The organism is Microbacterium sp. F1-18 (genome assembly GCF_052921305.1).
The window spans coordinates 914,158-920,398 of record NZ_JBREVD010000002.1 but is presented as its reverse complement, the minus strand read 5'-3'; the positions used below and the strand labels follow the sequence as shown (position 1 = coordinate 920,398).

Below are 6,241 nucleotides of genomic sequence, written 5' to 3'. Positions count from 1 at the left end.
GGTCCCCATGCGCGGCTGCGAGGGCACGTGGTCGGTCTGTATGACGTTTCCTCGGCGTGCTGATTCCCGTGCCGTCGACAGGCTCAGCCGCCGGGCCGGGGCCTCGACGTCGCCCGAGGCGCCCGCCAGCCTGATGACGGAACGGCGACGCCGCGCGTTGGGTCCCCATGCGCGGCTGCGAGGGCACGTGGTCGGTCTGTATGACGTTTCCTCGGCGTGCTGATTCCCGTGCCGTCGACAGGCTCAGCCGCCGGGCCGGGGCCTCGACGTCCCCCGAGGCGCCCGCCAGCCTGATGACGGAACGGCGAAGGCTGGTGCCGGTCGGGCCGTGTCGGCGGGTGCGCCGCTGATAGCCTGAAGCGCGTGTCTGATGAAGCCCTGACGACCGCCCCCGTGGCGCTCGATCCCGCGTTCGAGAACGTGTGGGACGAGCTGGTGTGGCGCGGTCTCGTGCATGTGTCCACCGACCAGGAAGCGCTGCGAGAGGCGCTCGGCGGAGACCCCATCACGTATTACTGCGGCTTCGACCCGACGGCGGCATCCCTGCACCTCGGTCACCTCGTGCAGCTGCTGACCCTTCGCCGCCTGCAGCTGGCCGGTCACAAGCCCCTCGGTCTCGTCGGCGGCTCGACCGGCCTCATCGGCGACCCCCGTCCGACCGCCGAGCGCACGCTCAACTCGCGTGAGACCGTCGCCGAGTGGGTCGACCGCCTGCGCGGTCAGATCGAGAAGTACCTCAGCTTCGAGGGCGAGAACGCCGCCCGCATGGTGAATAACCTCGACTGGACGGCGCCGATGTCGGCGATCGACTTCCTGCGCGAGATCGGCAAGCACTACCGCGTCGGCACGATGCTGAAGAAGGATGCCGTCGCCGCGCGCCTGAACTCCGATGCCGGCATCAGCTACACCGAGTTCAGCTACCAGATCCTGCAGGGGCTCGACTTCCTCGAGCTCTACCGCCAGTACGGCTGCACGCTGCAGACGGGCGGATCGGACCAGTGGGGCAACCTCACGAGCGGCACCGACCTGATCCATCGCGTCGAGGGCACCTCGGTGCACGCGTTCGGCACGCCGCTGATCACCAACAGTGACGGCACGAAGTTCGGCAAGAGCGAGGGCAACGCGATCTGGATCGACGCGGAGCTCACGAGCCCGTACGCGTTCTACCAGTTCTGGCTCTCGACCGCGGATGCCGACGTCGTCGAGCGCCTGAAGGTGTTCACGTTCCTCAGCAGCGCCGAGATCGCCGAGTACGAGCGTCTCGTCGCCGACGAGCCGTTCCGCCGCGCGGCGCAGAAGCGTCTGGCGTTCGAGGTCACCGCGACGGTGCACGGCGTGGATGCGACGGCGAAGGTCATCGCGGCATCCGACGCCTTGTTCGGCCAGGGCGACCTGACCACTCTCGACGCCGCCACGCTGCGCTCGGCTCTGCAGGAGCTGCCCAACGCCACCGCGTCGGCGGGCGCCTCGGTCGTGCAGCTGCTCGTCGACACCGGGCTCGTCGGCAGCCTGTCGGAAGCCCGCCGGGCGATCGCGCAGGGCGGCGTCTCGATCAACGGTGCGAAGGTCGACGACGAGTCGGCTGTCGTGGTCGGAGACCTGCCGGGTGGCGTGGCCGTGCTGCGGCGAGGCAAGAAGACGCTCGCGGGCGTCTTCATCGACGACTGACCCGAGCGGATGCCGTTCACCCCGAGCCACGCCGTCGTCGCGCTGGCAGTCGTCCGCACACCGCTCGTGCCGGCGGCCGTGGCTGTCGGGGCGATGGCGCCCGATTTGCCGTTGTTCGCCCGCGGGATCGGCATCAGCTACGCGCAGACGCATGCGTATCCGTGGCTGACGGTGGTGATCGCGGGTGTGCTGCTGCTCGCGTGGTGGCTGCTGCTGCGGCCCGCGGTGTGTGAGCTCGCACCCGACTGGCTTGCGGGAAGGCTGCCATCGGCGTGGGACGCCACGGGCGGCGACGCGCTGCGAACCGTGCGGCCCGCATCGGGGCGGACCCGGTCGGTCGCGGTCAACGTTCTGCTGGTCGTGGTGTCGCTGGCGCTGGGCGTGCTGAGTCACATCGCCTGGGATGCCTTCACCCACGAGGGGCGCTGGGGCGTGGAGCTCATCCCCGCGCTGGCCGAGCGCCGGGGACTGTTCCACGGCTACCGGTGGTTGCAGTACGCATCGAGCGCGCTGGGCCTGCTCGGGCTCGCGGCGGCGGGCGCGTTCTGGCTGCGGAAGCGGTCGCTGTCTTCGGTGCGCCGGGTGCTGCCCCGTGCGGTGCGAGTCGTCTGGTGGGCATCGCTGCCGTTCGCGCTCGTCGTGGCGTGGCTGTTCGGCCTGGCTGCTTACGGCCCGCTGACGGCGGAGTGGACTGCGCAGCACCTCGCATACCGCGTGCTGCCGCCCGCGTGTGCGATCTGGGGAGTGGCGACGCTCGTGCTGTGCGTCGTCGTGCAGGTGGCGCGTCGCCGCGCGGCGCGCTGAGTATCGCGGGCCTCTGTCTGCGGCCGACCGCGGTCGCGTGCCCGGGGCGGTGGGTCAGTCGACTCCGCGCAGTCGGTCGATCTCGCGGCGTTCGCGCTTGGTCGGCCGGCCGGCGCCGCGGTCGCGGACGGCGAGCATCGCCATCGGCTCGCGCGGGGGAGTGCGGTCTTCCAGGGCGGTCGCCGCGACCGGCGCACCGACGCGCTTGGTGAGCGTCTGACGGACGACGAGGATGCGGTCGAAGCCCGCGATCCGCACCCGCAGCTCGTCGCCGGGCTTCACCGACTGCGACGCCTTGACCTTTTCGCCGTTGACCCGGACGTGACCGGCGCGGCATGCCGTGGTCGCCGCTGAGCGGGTCTTATAGATGCGGACCGCCCACAGCCACGAGTCCACACGGACGGGGGCATCGGATGCGGTCATGCGTTCCATTCTCGTCGAAGCGTCAGGGGTGCTCGCCGGTGCTGGTCTCGTTCGCGCCGGCCAGGTCGAGCGAGACGACGGCGACGTGCGGCTTGGGACGGGCGACCTCGCGGAAGCCCGCGCTGAGGAACGTGGAGAGCGCACCGTGGTACAGCTCGTTGGAGGTCACCTTGCGTCCCGCATCCGGGTCGACCGGGTACGCCTCGACCACGCGTGCGCCGTGCTCCCGAGCGAAGGTGATCGCGGCATCGAGGAGCGCCGCGTTGAGGCCCGAGCCGCGATGCTCCTTGCGCACGGCGAAGCAGCTCACGGCCCAGACATCCGCGTCGTCCCAGGGCTCTTCGGTCGCGCCGGCGTAGGCGCGGGTCTTGCTCAGTCGGATCTGACGGGTGCGGGGACCGACACGGACCCAGCCGGCGGCATCGCCGTCGACGTAAGCGATGAGGCCGGGGGAGGGTGCAGCATCCACCTCGCTGCGGAAAGCCGCGGCACGCCCGTCGATGTCGGTGCGCTGGAAGTCGGCGTTGGTCATCGTCCACCACTGGCACTGACACTCGTGTCCGTCGCCGCCGCCGCTCATCGCGTGCTGGGCATCGCTGAAGCTGCCGGGCGTCACCGGCACGATCGTCGTCTCGCTCATGGCCAGAACGTACTGCCCGCCTCGGACACCGGGCAACGAGCGGTCGTCGTACAAGCCCCGCAACGCGCCCGGGTGCGCCGGTTCGCGAGCGGGCTCAGGACCGGTTAGGATAGGGGAGTTGTCCGCGTGCGGACAGCGGACCGGGATGTGGCGCAGCTTGGTAGCGCACTTGACTGGGGGTCAAGGGGTCGCAGGTTCAAATCCTGTCATCCCGACGGTCTGAAGCCCTGATGAGAAGTGATTTTCATCAGGGCTTCGTCATGTCTGGCGACGGGTTTTCGTTTGGTCCCCCCTCTGGTCCCCTCGCCAAGGCATCGGCGCCAGCCCGCGGACGGCCGAGGGCGTAGCTGGCTCTCTGGAAGTCGTCGCCTGTGGATAAGGGGACCAGAGCATCTGATCGTGGCTTCTGGCTACCCGTCACAGCGACCTCGACGCCTCGCGCCGGCTCGGTCTGCTTGCCTTGGAGGATCGGGCAAGGAAGGGGTTGGCCTGCTCCGCGGCGGAGGCTAGGTGGCGGTCGTCGGGGTGCAGGTATCCGCGGGTGGTCTCGACGGAGGCGTGGACGAGGATGCCCTGGAGGATGTGGAGCGGGATGCCTGCGTCGGCCATCCACGTCGCGCCGGTGTGCCGGAGGCCGTGTCGGGTGAGGTCGGGCAGGCCGAGATCGCTGACGATCTGGTCCCAGTTCGTCGCCTCCCGCACGGTCGCGGTCGTGAGAGCGCCGCCCTTCGGGCCGACCAGCAGCCGGTCATCGGGCTCCTTTCCCTCCGCGAGCCGCTCAAGAACCGGTCGGAGTGGGTCGAGGATCGGCACGCGGCGTTCGCTCCGGCCTTTGGTCTGTTTCGTGATGAGCCCGCCTTTGCCGGGGTAGGTCTGCCGGGCGATCACCACGATGCTCTTGTCGAACCGGACGTCACCGGCTTGGAGGCCCGAGACCTCGGATGAACGCGCCGCGAGGAGGGCGGCGAGCATGACGAAGTCGGAGTACGACTGGTGAATCTTCCCGCAAGCTTCAGCGAGCTTCGTCAGCGTTCCGATGTCGGGGATCGCATGCGCGCGCGGGGAAGCACCCTCCGCAGGCTGGAGACGGAAGGCATTGCGGTTCAGGCTGCGCTTAGCGCGGTTCTTCGCGGGGTTGATCGGGATGAGCCCGTCGCGTACTGCTTCGTCGAGGACTCGCACGAGTGGGGCGATGGAGTTCTTAATCGTCGAGGCCCCGTGCCGTTTCTCCCAGGCATCGATGGTGCGGTCGATGATCCCGGCGGTGATCTGCGTGACGGGCAAGTGCCCGAGAGCAGGCAGCACGCGGAGCTTGAGCCCGTACCCGTAGGTCTCCCCGGTTGAGGTCGGGTCGAGGCCGCGCGCCCGTCGGTCGCCGATCCTGGTGACGAACTCGGTGAGCGTCATGGACACGTCCATGCCCTAGGCCGATGACCGCCGCAGCGAGTCGAGGAACTCGTGCGCCGCAGCCTCATCGGCGACGATCTCGGAGCGGATGATGCGGCGTTTGCTGATCGGGTCCGTCCAGCGGGCACGGGCGCGGATGCCGTAGGAACGACGCTCCAGATCGGTGGAAATCTTCACGCCGACCGGAGGCACCGGTTTCGGCTGTGCTTGCGGGAGTGGCTCAGCCTTCCGGGGCATCGCCGTGCTCCAGGCCTGCCAGCCAGGCGTCGACCGCCTCGACGCGGTATCGGGCGATCCCGCCCAGCCGCAGGAACGGCGGCCCCTGACCGGCGGAACGCCACCTCGACAAAGTCGACTCGGACACCTTGAGTTAGGCGGCGATCTCGCGACTGTCCATGAGAGGCGAGACCACGATCGTGCCGCCGGTATCACTCACGCGACTTCTCCGGTGTTCGGGTCGAGCCCGGCATAGAACTCGTCCTCGGCCTGGCGGCGCGCGGCGACATCGTCGAGGACGAACTGCACGAAGTCCTGATCGCGGTGAGCGATGATTGTGTCCTCGACTGGGCCTGCCGGGTCCTCCCCGGGCCATGTGATTTGCCGGGTGGGGCGGTCTCGGTCGAGACGGGTTCCGGAAGCTGCGACCCAGTCACGGAGCCGCTGACGGGCGTCGGCGAAGTCGCGATGCCAGCCCAGTGGAGCGGAGCCGTTCTGCTCCGGGTCGTAGGCGGACAGCCAATGCAGGTGCAGCGCGCTCAGCTCCCACAGCAGCTCCGGATGACGGTGCCAGAACGGCGGAACCACCGAAGCAGGCAGCCCGTAGGTGCGGCGCAGCCAATCGTCCCAGCGGTTCAGCTCCAGCCACTCGGCCTCCGCTTCCTCGCTGGTCAGGAGGTTCCAGTGATCGGGTGCGGAGGCTCCGGGATCAGCGGCCCGTCGAACTCCTCGGACTCCTCGTCCAGGTCCGGCTCGTCGGTCTCGGCGGCGGTGTCATTCTCGTTCATCGCTGTCACCGCCGGTCAGAGTCCGAGCGCCGGTGCGGCGCGGCGCGCCCCGGCATCAATCGCCTGGCCCGGGGCCTCCTGCGCGACGGCGGGCTGGCGGCGGGCGCGGTCGACCTCGTAGCGGGTGCGGGCGAGGTCATGGCCGAGCTTCTTCGCCACGAACTCTTCCGCCTTGACCGCCTCGCCTTCCGGCGTGGTGCGGTCGTACTCGCGGGTGTACCCTCCGCGACGAACTTGTCTCCCTTGGCGAGCCGGTCGTGGGCGGAGGAAGCTGCTCGCCGGTCTGCCGATGTCA

At 69.5% G+C, this 6,241-nt stretch carries 8 protein-coding genes, 1 tRNA gene and 1 pseudogene; 3 read left to right on the top strand and 7 right to left on the bottom strand.

The genetic code is table 11. From position 1 onward, the window contains the following. Positions 1–363 precede the first annotated feature (363 nt). A complete protein-coding gene (gene tyrS, locus ACU6RU_RS08645) occupies positions 364–1,668 on the top strand; it encodes a tyrosine--tRNA ligase (RefSeq protein WP_446726305.1) in 1,305 nt (434 codons plus the stop codon). Positions 1,669–1,677: 9 nt separating this feature from the next. After that, on the top strand, positions 1,678–2,472 hold the full coding sequence (locus ACU6RU_RS08640; RefSeq protein ID WP_446726304.1) for a DUF4184 family protein: 795 nt from the start codon (positions 1,678–1,680) through the stop codon (positions 2,470–2,472). A 54-nt stretch (positions 2,473–2,526) separates the two neighbouring features. On the opposite strand, the gene ACU6RU_RS08635 is transcribed toward ACU6RU_RS08640, so the two are convergent. Beyond that, the gene (locus ACU6RU_RS08635; RefSeq protein ID WP_023951692.1) at positions 2,527–2,895 is read right to left on the bottom strand and encodes an RNA-binding S4 domain-containing protein; all 369 of its coding nucleotides are present in this window, start codon (positions 2,893–2,895) and stop codon (positions 2,527–2,529) included. Between the two features lie 22 nt (positions 2,896–2,917). Beyond that, positions 2,918–3,535, bottom strand: a complete 618-nt coding sequence (locus tag ACU6RU_RS08630; protein ID WP_446726303.1) for an N-acetyltransferase family protein — start codon at positions 3,533–3,535, stop codon at positions 2,918–2,920. A 141-nt stretch (positions 3,536–3,676) separates the two neighbouring features. Between ACU6RU_RS08630 and ACU6RU_RS08625 the strand changes: the two genes are divergently transcribed. Continuing rightward, positions 3,677–3,750 (top strand) — tRNA-Pro (locus tag ACU6RU_RS08625). A gap of 202 nt (positions 3,751–3,952) precedes the next feature. Here ACU6RU_RS08625 and ACU6RU_RS08620 read toward each other — a convergent pair. The 5 genes and pseudogenes from ACU6RU_RS08620 to ACU6RU_RS08600 form a co-directional block, all read right to left on the bottom strand. Continuing rightward, positions 3,953–4,942 (bottom strand): tyrosine-type recombinase/integrase, encoded by a 990-nt coding sequence (locus ACU6RU_RS08620; protein ID WP_289331476.1) that lies wholly within the window; start codon positions 4,940–4,942, stop codon positions 3,953–3,955. A 15-nt stretch (positions 4,943–4,957) separates the two neighbouring features. After that, on the bottom strand, positions 4,958–5,119 hold the full coding sequence (locus tag ACU6RU_RS08615) for a hypothetical protein (protein WP_289331154.1): 162 nt from the start codon (positions 5,117–5,119) through the stop codon (positions 4,958–4,960). A gap of 43 nt (positions 5,120–5,162) precedes the next feature. Then, the gene (locus ACU6RU_RS08610; protein WP_289331155.1) at positions 5,163–5,306 is read right to left on the bottom strand and encodes a helix-turn-helix transcriptional regulator; all 144 of its coding nucleotides are present in this window, start codon (positions 5,304–5,306) and stop codon (positions 5,163–5,165) included. 68 nt (positions 5,307–5,374) lie between these two features. Next, a pseudogene (locus tag ACU6RU_RS08605) lies at positions 5,375–5,946 on the bottom strand (hypothetical protein). A gap of 15 nt (positions 5,947–5,961) precedes the next feature. Continuing rightward, complete coding sequence (locus tag ACU6RU_RS08600) at positions 5,962–6,105, bottom strand: hypothetical protein (protein WP_289331156.1); 144 nt, start codon at positions 6,103–6,105, stop codon at positions 5,962–5,964. Positions 6,106–6,241 lie beyond the last annotated feature (136 nt).

Coding starts and splice junctions, on each gene's coding strand:
- ACU6RU_RS08640 (WP_446726304.1), top strand. CDS start 1,678: ATGCCGTTCACCCCGAGCCACGCCGTCGTCGCGCTGGCAGTCGTCCGC.
- ACU6RU_RS08635 (WP_023951692.1), bottom strand. CDS start 2,895: ATGACCGCATCCGATGCCCCCGTCCGTGTGGACTCGTGGCTGTGGGCG.
- ACU6RU_RS08630 (WP_446726303.1), bottom strand. CDS start 3,535: ATGAGCGAGACGACGATCGTGCCGGTGACGCCCGGCAGCTTCAGCGAT.
- ACU6RU_RS08620 (WP_289331476.1), bottom strand. CDS start 4,942: ATGACGCTCACCGAGTTCGTCACCAGGATCGGCGACCGACGGGCGCGC.